Source organism: Halomonas garicola (genome assembly GCF_055382465.1).
Genome location: NZ_AP043931.1, coordinates 568,023 through 583,770, shown reverse-complemented (window position 1 = coordinate 583,770; position 15,748 = coordinate 568,023). Strand labels below are relative to the sequence as shown.

Below are 15,748 nucleotides of genomic sequence, written 5' to 3'. Positions count from 1 at the left end.
GTTTTCACTAGGGTGTGTTAACAATCATTAGTTTCGTTTAAACTGATTTAGTATTCATAGATTTTGGTGGGCCATGAGTCGGTTGAAGTTACGCGATGATCAGTGGGAGCGAATCGAGCACCTGCTCCCCGGCAAAGCCTCAGACTGTGGGGTAACTGCCAAGGACAATCGCCTGTTCGTGGAAGCCGTGCTCTGGATCGCTCGGACCGGCGCCCCGTGGCGTGATCTTCCCGAATCTTTTGGGCGCTGGCACACCGTCTACATGCGGTATAACCGTTGGTCACGAAAGGGCGTTTGGCAGCGTATTTTTGACACAGTAGCCGACGATCCCGATCTAGAGCAGCTGATGATCGACGGTAGCATCGTCAGGGTGCACCAGCATGGAGCGTCAAAAAAAACACGCAAGACGTCGAAGCCATGGGCAAATCTCGAGGCGGATTGAGCACCAAAATTCATGCCGCAGTCGATGCGTTAGGTAACCCAGTACGATTGGTTCTCACACCGGGCCAGGCGTCGGAGTATGGTGCTGCTCCCGCTCTACTGGAAGGTTTTTCCCCGCAAGCGGTGCTGGGCGACAAGGGGTATGACTCCACTGCTCTGCGGGACATGATTCAGGCCGCAGGTGCCGAGCCGGTGATTCCTCCGAAAAAGAATCGTTTGGCGCGCATTGAAGTAGACTGGCACTGTTACCAAGATCGCAATCTGGTGGAGAGGTTCTTTCAGAAAATCAAGAAGTTCCGGCGGTTATCTACACGCTATGAGCGACTGGCAAGAAACTACCAGTCACTCCTCTGCCTCGTGTCAGCCGCCATATGGCTGGCCTAATTGTTAACGCCCCCTAAGAAAGCGCCAATAATAAAGATTATTCGCCTCATTGTCATAAACTAAAAACCTGCAGGTATCGATGGCCATGGCACATCTCGCCGCCATCCTTTGACCTTTGTGTAACACAAGGGTTTTATACTACGAGCACACTTAGCTTGATGCCGCCAGGAGGAACGCCAGTGAAAGTCAGCGAACTTGCCCGCAGGGCGGACGTTACCGCCGAAACCGTGCGCCACTACGTGCGCGAGGGGTTGCTTTCGCCCGAGCGTCATCCGGATAACGGCTATCAGCTGTTCAACGACTACGATCTTGAACGCCTGGGCTTCATCCAGCGGGCGCGTATGCTGGGCTTCAGCGTCGCGGAAATCCGCGACATCCTGGCCCACGCCGACCAGGGCGACTCGCCCTGCCCGCTGGTGCGCGACCTGCTGGCCTCGCGCCTGCCGCGCATCCGCGCCCGCATCGCCGAGCTCGAGGCCCTGGCCACGCGCATGGAGGCGGCCCTTGTCAGCTGGCAGGATATGCCCGACGGCACCCCGGACGGCCACAGCGTATGCCGCCTGATCGAAAGCTTTCCCGAGGAGACGCCATGAAGTCGCAAACACTAACGCGCTACGTGCCCGGCATGAACTGCCAGGGCTGCGTCAAGCGCATGCGTGAGGCTATTGAGGCCCACGATGACTGCGCCGAGGTGGTCGGCACCCCGGCCGAAAAGCGCCTGGACGTGACCGCCGCCCTTGACGGTGACGCTCTCGACCGCGCCCTGGCGGACGCCGGCTTTCCGCCCGGCGACCCTGATGTCCCTGTGGCCAGCGACGCTGATCGCGCCGAAGCGCCGGCCAAGGACGCCGCCGGCACTGCCGACAGCCACGGGAAATCCGCCGACGGCGCGACAACGCGCCTGGCGGTCAGCGGCATGACCTGCGCCAGCTGCGTGAAAACCGTGCAACAGGCGCTCGAGCGCACTCCGGGCGTGACTTCGGCCGCGGTCAACTTCGGCACCCACACCGCCGAGGTGACGGGCAGCGCCGAAGAAAGCGCGCTGATCGATGCCGTCCAGGGCGTCGGCTACGACGCCGAGCCGATAGTGAACGTGCGCGACGCCGAAATCACCCGGGCGGAGCAGGAAGCTCGGGACTACAAAAAGCGCCTCAGGGGCAGCATCGCTTCCCTGGCCCTGGCCGTGCCGCTCATGGCCAGCATGTTTGTCTACCACCCCGACCCGGTCGGCGGCGGACGGCTTTACTGGCTGGTGATCGGCGCGCTGACCCTGGCCATCATGGCCTTTCCCGGCCGGCACTTTTTCACCAGCGCGTGGAAAAACGCCCAGCGCCACCAGGCCAACATGGATACCCTGGTGGCCATGGGGACCGGCACCGCCTGGCTTTATTCCATGGTCGTGGTGCTGCTGGGCCCCTGGCTCCCCGAAGCCGCCCGAGGGATCTATTTTGAAGCTTCGGCCATGGTCATCGGGCTGATCCTTCTGGGCAACGCCATGGAGCTCAAGGCCCGGGGACGCACCAGCGACGCGCTCAAGCGCCTGCTGGACCTGCAGACCCGCACCGCCCGAGTGATCCGCGACGGCGAGGAGCAGGAAGTCGATATCGACGCCGTGCAGGAAGGCGATCATATCCGCGTGCGCCCGGGCGAGCGCCTGCCGGTGGACGGCGACGTCACCGAAGGCCAGAGCCACATCGACGAGTCCATGCTCACCGGCGAGCCAATTCCCGTGGCCAAGAACGAAGGCAGTGAGGTCAGCGCCGGTACGGTCAACGGCAAGGGCGGGCTGGTCTACCGCGCCACCCGGGTGGGCGACAATACCCGCCTGGGACAAATTACCCAGCAGGTGGCAAGCGCTCAGGGCTCGCGCCCGCCCATCGGCGATCTGGCCGATCGGGTCTCAAGCGTCTTTGTGCCCTCGGTGATGATCATCGCCGTACTCACCGCTCTTGCCTGGTTCAACTTCGGCACGGACGAGCGGGTGATCCACATGCTGGTGGCGGCCACCTCGGTGCTGATCATCGCCTGCCCCTGCGCGCTGGGGCTGGCCACGCCGATTTCCACCATGATCGGCGTGGGCAAGGCCGCCGAGCACGGCGTGCTGGTGAGAAACGGCGAAGCGCTGCAAACCGCAAGCAAGCTCACCGCGCTGGTGGTGGATAAAACCGGCACCCTGACCGAAGGCAACCCCCGCGTCACCGAGGCGGAAGTACTTGATACAGGCCGCGCCGGCAACGAGCAGCAAGTCCTCGGGCTGGTTGCCGCACTTGAGCAAGGCTCCGAGCACCCGCTGGCCACCGCCCTGCTCAGCTACTGCCAGGAAGAAAAAGGCGCCGAAGCCGCCGCCATCTGCGACTTTGACAGCGTTACCGGCGGCGGCGTCAAGGCCCAAAGCGATGAGGGCGAGCTCTTGCTGGGCAACGCCCGGCTGCTGGAAGACTCAGGCATTGACCTCAGTGCCGGCAGCGACAGCGCCCGGGCGCTCGAGCACAAGGCGCGCACTATCGTCTACCTTGCCGTGGGCGGCGAGCTCGCCGCGCTGTTCGGCATCAGCGACCCGGTGCGCAACGATGCCAAAAGCGCCATTGCAAGGCTTAAGGATGACGGCCTGCACGTGATCATGCTCACCGGGGACAATCGCCACACCGCCCGCGCCGTGGGCGACGAAGTGGGCATTGAGGACTGCCGCGCCGGCCTCAAGCCCGAGGACAAGCACGAGGAAATCGAGCGGCTGCAAAAGGAAGGCCACATCGTCGGCATGGTCGGCGACGGCATCAACGACGCCCCGGCGCTGGCCCGGGCCAACGTCGGCTTTGCCATCGGCCAGGGCACCGACGTGGCGATTGAAAGCGCGGGCATGACGCTGATGCGCGGCTCGCTGCACGGCGTCGCCACGGCGATCGAGCTCAGCCAGGCCACGCTTACCAACATCAAGCAGAACCTGGCCGGGGCCTTTGGCTACAACGCCCTGTGCATTCCCATTGCCGCCGGGGTGTTCTACCCGCTGACCGGCATGCTGCTCTCGCCGATGATCGCCGGTGCCGCCATGTCGCTTTCGTCGATCACCGTGGTGAGCAACGCCAACCGCCTGCGGCTGTTCACCCCGCGCGGCGAGGAAAGCGCCGCTAGCCAAGGCGCTGCCGACGGCAGCACCGGCAACGGCACCGAGACTCGGGAACAGAAGGAGGCCGCATGAACGTCATCGTTAACCTTGCAGGCCTTGGCCTGATCGGCTTTATCGTCTACTGGTTCTGGCTGAGCCAATCGACATAGGCCGCGGTCAGGGCGACCACGGCGGGGTAAAAATCGCTCGCAAAGCAACTTCACGCTGAAGGGGTCAGGTATCGCCACGCGGGATGCGCAGCACCAGCACCAGCGCCACGCCGCACAGGAGCGCGGCCAGCCCGGCAAACCCGGTGCCGGTGGCCACCAGCCCCAAACGGCTGGTGGCAAGGCCGATGCCCACCACCGGGATCGACAGCGCCACGTAGGCGACGACAAAAAACGCCGACGTCACCGCGCCGCGCTGGTCCGCCGGCGAAGCCGCCGCAATGGCCCCCATGCCGGCGCGAAAGCCGATTCCCTGGCCGGTGCCGGCCAGCAGCGCGCCGCCGCAAAACGTCGCCATGCTGGCGGCAAAAATCCCCGCGCCGATCAGCGAAGCACCGATCAGCAGCGTCATGCACCCAAGCGGCAGCCGCCACTGGGGCGCCACCCGTCCCTGCAGCGACTGCCCCACCGTCGAGGCGATAAACACCAGGCACACCACCAGGCCAATGAGCGCCAGGTTCGGCTCGCCCAGCACTTCCTGCATGAAGGCCGGCGCCATGGAGTTGAAAAACCCGAGCACGGCGAAGCCGGCAAAGCCCACCAGCGCGGCGGGCACAAACACCCGGCGCACCTGGGGCGGAATGCGCAGGCGCTGCACGCGCAGGTCCAAAGATGCCTTGCGGGCCACGGTCTCCGGCGCGCGCCAGACCAGCAGCATACCGACGGCCAGCAGCGCCAGGTGCAGCGCGTAGGAGAGCGCAAGCGGCGCCGGCAGCCAGGTCACCAATATGCCGGCAACCAGCGGGCCAAGCCCCAGCCCGCCCATGTTAACCGCGGTAGCGGCCAGGGTTGCTCTGGGCTTCCACGCCTCGGGGGCAAGCTCGATCACCGCCACCGTTGCGGTGCCGGTAAAAATCCCCGCCGACACCCCCGAGATCATTCGCCCCGCAAGCAGCATGCCCAGACTATCGCCGACCAGAAACACCAGGTCGCTCGCCGCCGCGATCAGCATCCCCGCCAGCAGCATTGGCCGGCGGCCCAGCTGATCGGACCAGCGCCCGGTCACCACCAGCGCGCCGATCACGCCGATGGCGTAGACGGCAAAAATCACCGTGATCACCAGCTGGGAAAAGCCGTATTCGGCCTGATAGATCGGGTACAGCGGCGTGGGCAGCGTGGTGCCCAGCATCACCGCCAGAAAGGCAAACGCCGGGCCCAGAAAGGCCAGCGGCGACGGCGCATGAGTATTCGACAATACGGGCATCAGCCGGTCCTTGAGTCAGTCAATACGTCGCTTGGCACCGTGGGAGCTCAAAGCGGCTCGGCGTGCTCGACCATCAGCTGCAGGCTCTCGCGGCCGCGGAAACGGTTGCGGTTGAGCTTGTAGGCGCAGTGCAGGGTATCGCCCATGGCGAAAGCCGGAAGCTCCCCGGGAGTCAGCGCGCGAAACCAGATGGCCTTGAGCGTGATGGGGCCAGCAGAAAGCTCCATCATCAGGTGGGTGCCGTCGGCGCCCACCGGGCGCAGGGAGTCGACGATAAAGCGCCCTTCAAACAGCGGCGGGTCGAACTCGCGCCCGTAGGGGCCGAGCGCCTCCAGCTCGCCAAGGGTGGCAAGGTCCAGCTGGCCGGCCTCAAGCTCGCCGTCGGTCCAGAGCCTGGGATAAAGCGGCGCATCGCCCAGCTGCTCTTCCACCGCGCGCAAAAACGCCGCCTTGAACTCGGCCAGCCGCTCTTCGGGCAGGCCGATGCCCGCCGCGCCGCTGTGCCCGCCAAAGCGCGGCAGCGCCTCGGGGGCGAGCTCAAAGGTGCGCTGGAGCGCGTCGCGCAGGTGCAGGCCGTCAATCGAGCGCCCGGAGCCGGTGAGCATGCCCGGCGCCGATGCCCGGGTGAGCACCAGCGCCGGGCGGCCGTAGGCCTGCACCAGCCGCGAGCCAACGATGCCTTGCACTCCCGGGTGGCCGTCTTCGACAAACACCACGATGGCTTTTTCATCGGCGGCGAGCGACTCGGCGGCAAGCGTCCGGGCCTCGGCGGCCATCTCCGCCTCGATGGCCTTGCGCGACTGGTTGTCGTCTTCAAGGATGCCAAGCTGGCGGGCCGCCACGGCGTCGCTTTCGGCGAGCATGAAGTGCAGCGCGGCGTAGGGGTCGTCCAGGCGCGAGCGGGCGTTGATGCGCGGGCCCATTTGAAACGCCAGGGTTTCGGCGTCGAACGGCACGCTGTCCGGTCCCAGCCGCTCGGCCATGGCGCGAAAGCACGGCGCCTCCATGCGGTTGATCAGCTTGAGCCCTTGGGTAACCACCGCGCGGTTGGCCGGGCTTGCGCCGAGCGACACGCAGTCGGCCACGGTGCCCAGCGCCACGTACGATAGCCAGGGCGAGAGCTTGGGCGTGGCGGCCGGTAGCGCGCCCCATTCGATGAGCACTCCACGGGCAAGCGACACCACAAGCCAGGCGACCATGCAGCCGGCGATGGTGGCATCGGGGTAGTCGCAGTCGCTGCGGGTGGGATTCACGCAGGCGTAGGCCGAGGCCGGCGGCCCCTCTTCGGGCAGGGCGTGGTGGTCGCTGACCACCACGTCGATGCCTTCCGCCGCCAGGCGCGCAATGCGCGGCTCGTCGGAGCTGCCGCAGTCGGCGGTGATCACAAGCGTCGGCCGCGGCGTCAGGTTCAGCGTGCGCTCGACAAGCGGCAGGCTGATGCCGTAGCCGTCGTGAATGCGGTGGCCGATCAGGCTGTGGAGCTTGCTTTCCGGCACGCCAAACAGCTCAACCAAAGTGCGCCGGATCACCACGTGGGAGGTAATGCCGTCGACGTCGTAGTCGGTAAGAATGCCGATGTGCTCGCCTTCGGTCACCGCCTGGGCGATGCGCTCGGCAGCCCGGCGGCCGTCGGCGAGCTTTTCCGGGTGCGCCAGATAGCGCAGCCCCGGGGTCACCAGCGGGCCCAGCGGCTCGGCGTAGCCCGGCAGCCGCGAGGCCAGAAGCCGGGCCTGAAGCGCGGTGAGCCCTTCGGCCTTCGCCCGGGCGTAGACGTCCGGGTCCTGGGGTCGCGGCTCCAGGCGCGGCCGGGCCATGCTCTGGGGTAGCTCTGCCAGTACGCTCATCAGCGGCGGTTTTCCGCAACGAAGCGCTGCACGGCGGCAAGCTCGGCGGGCAGCACCGCGAAGCGCTCTTCGCGCTCGAGCAGACCTTCCATGTGCGGCGGCAGCTCAACGCCGGGGAAGCCGGCCTCGATCACGGCGTCGGCAAACTTGGCCGGGTGCGCGGTGGCAAGCGTAATCATCGGCGTGGCGGCGTCCGCCCGGGCGCGCTCGGCGGCGCGGTAGCCGGTGGCGGTGTGCGGGTCGAGCAGCTCGCCGGTGCGCCGGTGGGCCTCGCGGATGACCTCAAGGATCGTGGCGTCGTCCACGCTGTGGCTTGAGAACTTCTGGCGCAGCTTGGCCAGGGGCGCGTCGGCAAGGGCCGCGGGCTCGTGCTGGAAGCGCTCCAGCAGCGCGGCCACCGCGCGGCCGTCGCGGTCGTAGGCGTCAAACAGCAGGCGCTCGAAGTTCGACGACACCACGATGTCCATGGACGGCGCCAGGGTCGCCGCCAGCTCGCGCTTGGAGAAGTCGTTGTCGGCAAGGGTGCGGTGCAGAATGTCGTTGGCGTTGGTGGCAACGATGAACTGCTTCACCGGCAGCCCCATCTTGTAGGCCATATAGCCGGCAAAGACGTTGCCGAAGTTGGCCGAGGGCACGCAGAAGCTCACCTCGCGGCGGGGCGCGCCCAGGGCGACGCCGGCGGCGACGTAGTAGACCATCTGCGCCATGATGCGCGCCCAGTTGATCGAGTTCACCGCCACCAGCCGGGTGCCGTTGAGGAACGTCTGATCGGCGAAGCTTGCCTTCACCATGGCCTGGGCGTCGTCGAAGTTGCCCTCGATGGCGACGTTGAAGACGTTGTCCGCCAGCACCGTGGTCATCTGGCGGCGCTGCACTTCCGACACGCGGCGGTGCGGGTGCAGGATGAAGATATCGAGGTTGTCGCAGTGGCGGCAGCCCTCGATCGCCGCCGAGCCGGTATCCCCGGACGTTGCACCCATGATCACCGCGCGCTCACCGCGCTTTTTGAGAAAGTGATCGAGGATACGGCCGAGCAGCTGCAGGGCGACGTCCTTGAACGCAAGCGTGGGCCCGTGGAACTGCTCGAGCAGGAAGTGGTTGGCGTCCAGCTGCCTGAGCGGCACCACCGCGTCGTGGCTGAAGGTAGCATAGGCCTCCGCCACCAGCTGGTGCAGGGTGGTGTCGTCGATTTCACCGCCGACGAAGGGCTTGATCACGCGAAAGGCAATGTCGGCGTAGGACAGCCCGGCCATGTCGGCCAGAGCGTCACGGGTAAACGACGGCAGCGTTTCCGGCACGTAGAGGCCGCCGTCGCTTGCCATGCCGGTGAGCACGACCTCCTCGAAGGAGAGCGCCGGGGCCTCGCCCCGGGTGCTGATATAGCGCATGGCGTTATTCTCCTTCGTCCAGGCTCTCCACCCGGATACGGGTAACCGCGCCGGCGATATCGGCCATGGACTCGATCTCGCGGATGGCGTCGTTCATCTGCCGCTCCTTGGTGCGGTGGGTCATCATGATGATCGGCACCAGCTCGCCTTCGGTGATTTCCTTCTGGATCAGCGCCTCGATGGAGATGCCGTGCTCGGCAAGGATCGTCGCCACCCGGGCCAGCACGCCGGGGCGGTCCACCGCCAGCAGGCGCAGGTAGTAGGCCGTGGTGATCTCTTCCATGGGCATGATCGCCGGGGCGTCCATGTCTTCATTGACGCCGCTGAAGGCAAGGTACGGCACGCGGTACGGGTGCGCGGTGTTGATGTCGCGGGCGACGTCGAGAATGTCCGCAATCACCGCCGAGGCCGTGGGCTCGGCGCCGGCGCCGGCGCCGTAGTAAAGCGTCGGGCCGACGGCGTCGCCCATCACCGCAATGGCGTTTTTCACGCCGCTAACGTTGGCCAGCAGGCGCTCCTTGGGCACAAGCGTGGGGTGCACGCGCAGCTCCAGGCCGTTATCGGTGCGCTTGGCGATCCCCAGGTGCTTGATCATGTAGCCCAGGTTATCGGCCTGCTCGACGTCTTCAGCGGTAATGCGGCCGATGCCTTCGGTGTAGGCCTTGTCAAACTGCAGCGGTACGCCGTAGGCGATGGAAGCCATGATGGTCAGCTTGTGCGCAGCGTCGATGCCTTCGACGTCGAAGGTGGGGTCGGCTTCGGCGTAGCCCAGCGCCTGAGCCTCGGCGAGCACGTCCTCAAAGGCGCGGCCTTCGTCGCGCATGTGGGTGAGGATGTAGTTGCCGGTGCCGTTGATGATGCCGGCTACCCACTCGATGCGGTTGGCGCCCAGGCCTTCGCGCAGCGACTTGATCACCGGAATGCCGCCGGCGACGGCCGCTTCGAAGGCGACGATAACGCCCTTCTCGTGAGCGGCCTGGAATATCTCGTTGCCGTGAACGGCGATCAGCGCTTTGTTCGCGGTGACCACGTGCTTGCCGTTCTCAATCGCGGTGAGCACCAGCTCTCGGGCGAGGTCGTAGCCGCCGATGAGCTCGACAATGACGTCGATGTCAGGGTTGGCGGCCACTTCAAAGACGTCGCCGGTGGCCTTGATACCGGTGATGTCGCAGTCCGGATGAATGCTGCGATGCCCGACCTGCTCCACCACAATCGGCCGGCCCGCCCGGCGCGCAATATCCTCGGCGTTGCGCGTCAGTACGTTGAAGGTGCCACCGCCCACGGTGCCCAGACCACAGATGCCTACTCTCACCGGTTTCACAATAAATCCCCTTTTTTGTTGCGCACCGGCGCCTGATAAGGCCATCGACCGGTGCAGTCAGCATGATGTCACGTTGCGTTTGGTTAGCGCTGTGGCCCAGGGCCTGGCTAGCTGTCAAGCCCCAGCATGGCGGCCAGCCGCTCGGGCGGCACAAAGCCCGGCACCATGGTGCCGTCGGGCAGAACGATCGCCGGGGTGCCTTTCACCCCGAGCTCCAGGCCCAGCTGGTGCTGCTTGGCCACCGGATTGTCGCAGCCGGCACCGGCGCTGAGCGTTTCATCGTCAAACGCCTGGCTGAGCGCCTCGCTTACGTTGTCGCTGCACCAGGCCTGCTGCATGACCCGGGCCGCCGCGCTTTGCATGCCGCCCCGCGGAAAGGCCAGGTAGTCGACCTCAATGCCGCGCTCGTTGAGCTCGGGGATGCTTTCGTGCAGCCGGGTGCAGTACGGGCAGCTGGTGTCGGTAAACACCGTGACGGTGGCGCGCGGCTCATCCACGCCGCGATAGATCGCGCGTTCGCTGTCCGGCACGTCCGCCAGCGCCTCGGCGCGCTCCTGGTTTTTTTCCTGCTCGCTGAGGTTGGTGAGCTTGTCGCCCTCGTTATGGTACAGATCGCCTACCACGAAGTAGCTGCCGTCGGCGTTGGCGTAAAACGACTCACCGCCTTTGAGCTCAACGTGGTAAATGCCGTCCAGCGGCGTGTCGCTTACGCTTTCCACCGGCACCTTCTGGCCGTTGATGCGCAGCGAATCGGTCAGCGTATCGGGCGCGGGGGCAGCGGCGGCAAGTCCTGGGAGCAGCGCGCCGGCAAACGCCAGACGGAAAAGAAAATGTCGACCCATTATCGTTCAACCTCGTGGATGGTGTTCAGCGTGCAGCTGCTCAAGACGCGCCTGGGCAACGTGCGTGTAAATCTGCGTGGTGGACAAGTCGCTATGCCCCAGCAGCAGCTGTACGACACGCAGATTGGCGCCATGATTCAATAAATGCGTGGCGAAAGCGTGGCGCAGGGTGTGCGGCGACAGCGGCGTGGCGATGCCCGCGCGCAGCGCATGGGCCTTGATGCGGTGCCAGAACGTCTGGCGCGTCATGCTTTTATCGCCGCGCCCGGGAAACAGCGCCGGGCGCGTGACGTCCTGCATCAGCGCCGGCCGCGCGGCGTCGATGTAGCGCTCAAGCCAGTGGGCGGCCTCGGCGCCCAGCGGCACCAACCGGTCCTTGTCGCCCTTGCCGCGCACCCGCACAACCCCCTGGCGCAGGTTCACGGCGTCAACGCTCAAGCCTACAAGCTCGGAGACGCGCAGGCCACAGGCATAGAGCAACTCCAGCATGGTGCGATCGCGCAGCCCAAGCGGCGCGCCGGTGTCCGGGGCGGCCATGAGCCGCTCGACTTCGTCTTCGTCGAGCACGTTGGGCAGGCCCGGCCGCACCGGCGGCAGGCGAATGCCCGCCAGCGGATCGCTTGCTACCTGCCCGGTCAGCCGCGCCCAGCGGTAAAAACTGCGCAGGGTCGAAAGCAGACGGGCGTTGCTGCGCAGCTGGTAGCCTTCGGCGCTGCGCGCCTCGAACCACGCCACCAGCCTCTCCGGCGGCGGCGCCCTCAGGGACTCTTCGGCGTCGTTCAGCACCCGGCACCACGCCGTCAGGTCGCGCCGGTAGGCGGCCAGGGTATGCTCGCTGGCGCCGCGCTCCAGCCACTGGGCATCGAGGAAGGCATCAATCAGATCCATGGGCACCGGCCTTTGGCTTGGGGGAGTCATGCCCCAGGCGGGCAGACAAGCAAAACCCCGCCCCGCAAAGCGGTGACGGGGTCATCAAGCGGCCCGAAGGCTTGGCGAAAGGCGGGCTTACGCCAGCTTTTCCTTGATGCGCGCGGACTTGCCGCTGCGCTCGCGGAGGTAGTAGAGCTTGGCCTGACGCACGTCACCGCGGCGCTTGACGTGGATGGAATCCACCAGCGGGCTGTAGGTCTGGAAGGTACGCTCGACGCCAACGCCGTGGGAGACCTTGCGCACGGTGAAAGCGGAGTTCAGGCCGCGGTTGCGCTTGCCAATCACCACGCCTTCAAACGCTTGCAGGCGCTCGCGGCTGCCTTCTTTTACCTTGACCTGCACGGAGATGGTATCCCCCGGGGCAAAGGCCGGCATTTCCTTTTCCATCTGCTCGGCTTCAAGCGCCTGGATCACCTTGTTCTTGCTCATCGTCTTGCTCCTGATATGTCGTGGTGGCCTGCCGCGTACTGCTGTGGGTGGGCAAACCGTGATCCCGGCGCTCGATGCGAGTGCGCGGGAGTCGTCATGGGTGACGCAGGTGCGTGGCTACCGGCCTTCGCCCTGCACCGCCGCGCGCCCCCTCCGGCCGGCCGTTTAGCTGGCCAACCGTCTAGCGGGGGGACAACGCGTTCTCTTCGATGAATTCATCCAGCAGCCGGCGCTGCGCTTTCTCCAGGGTCTGCCGGTCGACCAACTCCGGTCGCCGCAGCCAGGTACGCCCGAGCGACTGCTTCAGCCGCCAGCGCCTGATGGCTTCGTGGTCACCGCTTAGCAGCACTTCGGGCACGCGCGCGCCGTCGATCACTTCCGGGCGCGTGTAGTGCGGGCAGTCCAAAAGCCCCTGGTTGAATGAATCCTCGACGGCGGAGTCCTGATGCCCGAGCACCCCGGGGATCAGCCTTGCCGCCGCGTCAATCAGCACCATGGCCGGCAGCTCGCCGCCGCTCAGCACATAGTCGCCGATCGACCATTCCTCGTCGATGTCACGCTCGACCACGCGCTCGTCGATGCCCTCGTAGCGCCCCGCCACTACCACCAGCGGGCTTTGGGCGGCCAGCGCCTGCACGCCCTGCTGGTCGAGCTTCTTGCCCTGGGGCGAGAGGTAGATCACCGTCGGCGCAAGGCCGGTGGCCTCTTCGGCGCGGGCGCGGGCATCGGCAATGGCGCCGCGCAGGGTGTCGACCTTCATTAACATTCCCGGGCCGCCGCCGTAGGGGCGGTCATCGACGCTGCGATGGCGGTCGGTAGCGTAGTCCCGGGGGTTCCAGTACTCAAGCGCCAGCCGGCCCTTTTCCACCGCCCGGCCGGTCACGCCGTGGCCGGTCAGGGCGCCGAACATCTCGGGGAACAATGACACTACGCCGACCCATAGGCCCGGCGCTGCGGCATTAGCCAACGTCAAAAGTCCGGATCCCAGTCGACGTGCATCTCGCCGGCGTCCAGATCCACTGCGGTGATAACGTCACCGGGCAGATACGGCAGCAGGCGTTCGCGCCGATCAATGGCGTCGCGGTCGCCGCGCACCATCATGACATCGTTGGCGCCGGTCTCGAACAGGCCGGCAACCCGCCCCAGCCGTTCGCCGGCACGGGTGAAGACCGCAAGGCCCTCAAGCTCGTGCCAGTAGTACTCGTCGTCGGCAAGCTCGGGGAGCGCGTCCTTGGGCATGACGATGTCTGCGTCCACCAGCGCTTCTGCCGCGCTGCGATCATTCACGCCGTCAAGCTGAACCGCCAGCCCCTTGCCCTGCCGGCGCCCCTGAATGACGCGGTAGCATAAAAGGCGACCGCCTTTTCGCACCCACCATTCGGGGTAGTCAAAAATGCTGTCAGCGGGGCTGGTGTAGGCGTACACCTTAAGCCACCCCTGAATACCGTGGGGGCTTGTCAGCTGGCCCAGCACCACGCAGTCCTCCGATGCCACGCGACTTGCGTCGGACGGGGATGTAGGGCGCGCGGGATCAGACATCAAGCACCTCACCTAACAGCACGGCAGCGCCCTCAGGCCTGCTTGCCGGCTTCCTTGACCAGCTCGGCCACGCGGTCGGACAGCTGCGCGCCGTGGCCCTGCCAGTAGGAGATGCGGTCCAGATCGATGCGCAGACGCTCTTCCTGGCCCCGGGCGACGGGGTTGAAAAAGCCCACGCGCTCGATGAAGCGGCCGTCGCGCGCGCGACGCGAATCGGTCACGGACAGGTGATAAAAAGGACGCTTTTTGGCGCCGCTGCGTGCCAAACGAATGGTAACCATACGAACAATATCCTTCGGTTGAGGTGACTAGAGCGCGCCGCCGCGGGGTATGCCCGTACCGGACACGCGCGCTCTGTCGGGATATAAGTGCTTGTTAACGCCTTCACGGGCGGCGCCAAAGCGCATCACCCACGCATGAAGAGGCCGCATTCTACGTAACCGCGCCGGTTTTGGAAAGCCTGCGCGGCGAAAAGCCGGCAGCGTCAGCGCCGGGGTACACCGCCCGGGCCGCCGCCCATGCCGCCGGGGCCACCCATGCCGCCAGGACCGCCCATGCCTCCGGGGCCGCCCATGCCACCGGGGCCGCCCATACCTCCGGGCATGCTGCCACCGCCGCCCATGCCGCGCATCATCTTCTGCATGCCGCCTTTCTTGCCGGCCTTTTTCATCATTTTCTGCATCTGCTTGTGCTGCTTGAGCAGGCGGTTGAGGTCCGGCACCTGCAGCCCGGCGCCGGCGGCGATGCGCCGCTTGCGCGAGCCGTTGATGATCTCGGGCTTGTGGCGCTCCTTGGGCGTCATCGAGTTGATCAGCGACTCCAGCTTGCCAAGCTCCTTTTCCGGCCCCGGGCCCTGGGCCATTTCGGCCATCTGCCCCATACCCGGCAGCTTGCTCATCAGACCGCCCATGCCGCCCATTTTCTTGAGCTGCTGGAGCTGCTCGCGGAAATCTTCCAGATCAAAGCCGCTGCCCTTCTTGACCTTCTTGGCGAGCTTTTCGGCCTTGTCCTTGTCGACGGTGCGCTCGGCTTCCTCGATCAGCGAGAGCATGTCGCCCATGCCAAGGATCCGCGACGCCACCCGGTCAGGGTGGAACGGCTCCAGTGCGTCGACCTTCTCGCCCATGCCCATGAACTTGATCGGCTTGCCGGTAATGTGGCGCACCGACAGCGCCGCCCCGCCCCGGGCATCGCCGTCGGCCTTGGTCAGCACCACGCCGGAAAGCGGCAGCGCCTCGTGGAAGGCCTTGGCGGTGTTCACCGCGTCCTGGCCGGTCATGGCGTCGACCACGAACAGGGTTTCGTCCGGTGTCACCGCCTGGTGCAGCGCCCGGATCTCTTCCATCATCGCTTCATCGACGGCCAGCCGGCCGGCGGTGTCGATCAGCACGACGTCGTGGAACTGGATTTTGGCGTGGTGCATCGCCGCCTTGACGATATCCACCGGCTTTTGCCCGGAGTCCGAAGGGAAGAAGTCCACCTCAACTTCCTTCGCTAGCGTCTCCAGCTGGTCGATGGCGGCGGGCCGGTAAACGTCGGCGGACACCACCAGCACCTTTTTCTTTTCGCGCTCGCGCAGAAAGCGCGCCAGCTTGGCCACCGAGGTGGTTTTACCCGCGCCCTGGAGGCCGGCCATCAGCACCGAGGCCGGCTGGCCCTTGAGCACCAGGCTCTCGTTGGCCTCGCCCATGATCGCTTCCAGCTCCTGCTGGACGATCTTGACGAACTGCTGGCCCGGCGAGAGGCTTTTCGACACTTCCTGGCCCACCGCCCGCTCGCGCACGCGGTCGACAAAGGCCTTGACTACCGGCAGGGCGACGTCGGCCTCCAGCAGCGCGCGGCGCACCTCGCGCAGGGTATCCTTGATGTTATCGTCGGTCAGGCGCGCCTGACCCTTGATCGACTTCAGCGTCTGCGATAGACGGTCGCTAAGATTTTCAAACATGGGCGTTAGTCCCCCTTTTGGTCACCAGACGCAAGCGCCCTGGACAAGATGGCGGCCATTATACGCGCTGGCGCCGCGAGTCTCCATCCGCCACCGCTGTGCGAGACTGCAAGGATTCGTTATAGTAGGCGATCAGTTACCGTAAGCTGGC

The 15,748-nt window shown here is 65.9% G+C and carries 14 protein-coding genes; 3 read left to right on the top strand and 11 right to left on the bottom strand.

Annotated elements, in window-relative coordinates:
* The first annotated feature begins 73 nt into the window (after window positions 1–73).
* The 3 genes from ACZ46Y_RS03090 to ACZ46Y_RS03080 all read left to right on the top strand — a co-directional run bounded on the left by ACZ46Y_RS03090 (window position 74) and on the right by ACZ46Y_RS03080 (window position 4,021).
* A protein-coding gene (locus ACZ46Y_RS03090) for an IS5 family transposase (RefSeq protein WP_407650535.1) occupies window positions 74–825 on the top strand; the annotation gives its coding sequence in 2 pieces (ribosomal slippage) (window positions 74–406 and window positions 409–825; 750 coding nt in all).
* A 179-nt stretch (window positions 826–1,004) separates the two neighbouring features.
* Complete coding sequence (locus ACZ46Y_RS03085; RefSeq protein WP_311954826.1) at window positions 1,005–1,418, top strand: MerR family transcriptional regulator; 414 nt, start codon at window positions 1,005–1,007, stop codon at window positions 1,416–1,418.
* Entirely contained in the window at window positions 1,415–4,021 is a 2,607-nt protein-coding gene (locus ACZ46Y_RS03080; protein ID WP_311954827.1) for a heavy metal translocating P-type ATPase, read from the top strand. Before ACZ46Y_RS03085 ends, ACZ46Y_RS03080 begins: the two co-directional genes overlap by 4 nt.
* A gap of 141 nt (window positions 4,022–4,162) precedes the next feature.
* Here the strand turns inward: ACZ46Y_RS03080 and ACZ46Y_RS03075 are convergent, their stop codons facing one another.
* The 11 genes from ACZ46Y_RS03075 to ffh all read right to left on the bottom strand — a co-directional run bounded on the left by ACZ46Y_RS03075 (window position 4,163) and on the right by ffh (window position 15,597).
* Entirely contained in the window at window positions 4,163–5,359 is a 1,197-nt protein-coding gene (locus ACZ46Y_RS03075) for an MFS transporter (RefSeq protein ID WP_311954828.1), read from the bottom strand.
* A gap of 47 nt (window positions 5,360–5,406) precedes the next feature.
* The gene (locus ACZ46Y_RS03070; RefSeq protein WP_311954829.1) at window positions 5,407–7,203 is read right to left on the bottom strand and encodes a single-stranded-DNA-specific exonuclease RecJ; all 1,797 of its coding nucleotides are present in this window, start codon (window positions 7,201–7,203) and stop codon (window positions 5,407–5,409) included.
* Entirely contained in the window at window positions 7,203–8,591 is a 1,389-nt protein-coding gene (gene thrC / locus ACZ46Y_RS03065; protein ID WP_311954830.1) for a threonine synthase, read from the bottom strand. Before thrC ends, ACZ46Y_RS03070 begins: the two co-directional genes overlap by 1 nt.
* A gap of 4 nt (window positions 8,592–8,595) precedes the next feature.
* Window positions 8,596–9,912 (bottom strand): homoserine dehydrogenase, encoded by a 1,317-nt coding sequence (locus ACZ46Y_RS03060; protein ID WP_311954831.1) that lies wholly within the window; start codon window positions 9,910–9,912, stop codon window positions 8,596–8,598.
* 107 nt (window positions 9,913–10,019) lie between these two features.
* Window positions 10,020–10,754 carry a DsbC family protein gene (locus tag ACZ46Y_RS03055; RefSeq protein ID WP_311954832.1) on the bottom strand — a complete coding sequence of 245 codons (735 nt, stop codon included), beginning with the start codon at window positions 10,752–10,754 and terminating at the stop codon, window positions 10,020–10,022.
* 6 nt (window positions 10,755–10,760) lie between these two features.
* A complete protein-coding gene (gene xerD, locus ACZ46Y_RS03050) occupies window positions 10,761–11,642 on the bottom strand; it encodes a site-specific tyrosine recombinase XerD (RefSeq protein ID WP_311954833.1) in 882 nt (293 codons plus the stop codon).
* A 117-nt stretch (window positions 11,643–11,759) separates the two neighbouring features.
* On the bottom strand, window positions 11,760–12,113 hold the full coding sequence (rplS, locus tag ACZ46Y_RS03045; RefSeq protein ID WP_311954834.1) for a 50S ribosomal protein L19: 354 nt from the start codon (window positions 12,111–12,113) through the stop codon (window positions 11,760–11,762).
* A gap of 181 nt (window positions 12,114–12,294) precedes the next feature.
* The gene (trmD, locus tag ACZ46Y_RS03040; RefSeq protein WP_311954835.1) at window positions 12,295–13,080 is read right to left on the bottom strand and encodes a tRNA (guanosine(37)-N1)-methyltransferase TrmD; all 786 of its coding nucleotides are present in this window, start codon (window positions 13,078–13,080) and stop codon (window positions 12,295–12,297) included.
* 2 nt (window positions 13,081–13,082) lie between these two features.
* Entirely contained in the window at window positions 13,083–13,652 is a 570-nt protein-coding gene (rimM, locus tag ACZ46Y_RS03035) for a ribosome maturation factor RimM (protein WP_311954836.1), read from the bottom strand.
* Between the two features lie 32 nt (window positions 13,653–13,684).
* Window positions 13,685–13,933, bottom strand: coding sequence for a 30S ribosomal protein S16 (gene rpsP / locus ACZ46Y_RS03030; protein WP_311954837.1), 249 nt, complete (start codon window positions 13,931–13,933; stop codon window positions 13,685–13,687).
* Window positions 13,934–14,136: 203 nt separating this feature from the next.
* Window positions 14,137–15,597 carry a signal recognition particle protein gene (gene ffh / locus ACZ46Y_RS03025; RefSeq protein WP_311954838.1) on the bottom strand — a complete coding sequence of 487 codons (1,461 nt, stop codon included), beginning with the start codon at window positions 15,595–15,597 and terminating at the stop codon, window positions 14,137–14,139.
* Window positions 15,598–15,748 lie beyond the last annotated feature (151 nt).

Bases quoted from the DNA above. Each gene is read 5' to 3' on its own strand.
- ACZ46Y_RS03080 (WP_311954827.1), top strand. From the start codon at position 1,415: ATGAAGTCGCAAACACTAACGCGCTACGTGCCCGGCATGAACTGCCAG.
- rimM (WP_311954836.1), bottom strand. From the start codon at position 13,652: ATGTCTGATCCCGCGCGCCCTACATCCCCGTCCGACGCAAGTCGCGTG.
- rplS (WP_311954834.1), bottom strand. From the start codon at position 12,113: ATGAGCAAGAACAAGGTGATCCAGGCGCTTGAAGCCGAGCAGATGGAA.
- ffh (WP_311954838.1), bottom strand. From the start codon at position 15,597: ATGTTTGAAAATCTTAGCGACCGTCTATCGCAGACGCTGAAGTCGATC.
- xerD (WP_311954833.1), bottom strand. From the start codon at position 11,642: ATGGATCTGATTGATGCCTTCCTCGATGCCCAGTGGCTGGAGCGCGGC.
- ACZ46Y_RS03055 (WP_311954832.1), bottom strand. From the start codon at position 10,754: ATGGGTCGACATTTTCTTTTCCGTCTGGCGTTTGCCGGCGCGCTGCTC.
- thrC (WP_311954830.1), bottom strand. From the start codon at position 8,591: ATGCGCTATATCAGCACCCGGGGCGAGGCCCCGGCGCTCTCCTTCGAG.
- rpsP (WP_311954837.1), bottom strand. From the start codon at position 13,933: ATGGTTACCATTCGTTTGGCACGCAGCGGCGCCAAAAAGCGTCCTTTT.
- ACZ46Y_RS03075 (WP_311954828.1), bottom strand. From the start codon at position 5,359: ATGCCCGTATTGTCGAATACTCATGCGCCGTCGCCGCTGGCCTTTCTG.
- ACZ46Y_RS03070 (WP_311954829.1), bottom strand. From the start codon at position 7,203: ATGAGCGTACTGGCAGAGCTACCCCAGAGCATGGCCCGGCCGCGCCTG.